Origin of the sequence: Methylovulum psychrotolerans (assembly GCF_002923755.1) — a bacterium.
In the GTDB taxonomy this organism is placed as follows: domain Bacteria; phylum Pseudomonadota; class Gammaproteobacteria; order Methylococcales; family Methylomonadaceae; genus Methylovulum; species Methylovulum psychrotolerans.
This window is the reverse complement of the sequence record NZ_PGFZ01000082.1, coordinates 1-926: the sequence shown is the minus strand read 5'-3', so window position 1 is coordinate 926 and position 926 is coordinate 1. Positions and strand designations below refer to the sequence as shown.

General features: G+C 42.1%; 1 protein-coding gene. It reads right to left on the bottom strand.

The window, feature by feature from the left end:
* Nucleotides 1-55: 55 nt before the first annotated feature.
* The gene (locus AADEFJLK_RS24255; protein ID WP_146054751.1) at nt 56-295 is read right to left on the bottom strand and encodes a hypothetical protein; all 240 of its coding nucleotides are present in this window, start codon (nt 293-295) and stop codon (nt 56-58) included.
* Between the last annotated feature and the right edge of the window lie 631 nt (nt 296-926).

Below are 926 nucleotides of genomic sequence, written 5' to 3'. Positions count from 1 at the left end.
GGCGGCCTGAGGCATGGCCCGGTTTGACGGAAATCAACGGCGTGACTTTGGCTATTTACGCAGAAGGGGGTGGAGGGTAAGAAAACCTACACTTGTAAGTGGGGGCACCCTCGGCTCCGTCTTCGTCAACCCAGTCGAGGCGGAATTTGAGCCGGTGGCTCATGATCTTACGGTAAGTGCCGAACTTAATGGACAGCCCGCTCAAATGGTCAACGGCTGGTCGGAAATACTGGATGAGGGTGTTCTGCTGGTCAATCGGCCCGCAGACAAGGCGTTCTGGAAGGTGGGTTGGCATCTCTTGACTCCGATAAAATAAGGGGAGGCGTTGTGGTTAATCACCCAGTTTTTTTTGTTTTGTTGCCGCGCATAGCGGAATTCGTATTGGGTGTAAGAGGGTGACCGTAAGGATTCGTGCGATTTTTGGCAATAGCGGCTAAATTAACGTGATTTACGCATCTACCATGCAAAATTATCATGTTTAGCCTGTCGGAAAACATGTGTTTTCCGACGATTTAAATAAAATACCATTATTGCCGCTCAAATCGCCATCAATAATGTACGAAAAACAGTGTCGCTATGGTGGGTCATACGGAAACTACGGATTATGGGTTTTTTGCGCATGATTTTATTTGGCTATGTTACCGTTAATTATGGAAATAAAAATCACTTATAAATCAGTGTGCTTTATGTAATTTCTAGCATATCTATGTCTGATCAATTAAAAACTTCCAAGAATGAAATGTATTTTTCCTATTGATAAGCCTAAAAATAACATAATACCATGATATTTATAAGTTTATATTTCAACAATTAACGGTAACATAGCCTTTTATTTACTATTGCCTAGAATGGCTGACCGTAAGGATTCGTTCGTAAATGGATAGTAGAGCAATATTAGGTCTAAACAATGAGCCTATTCAATCCGT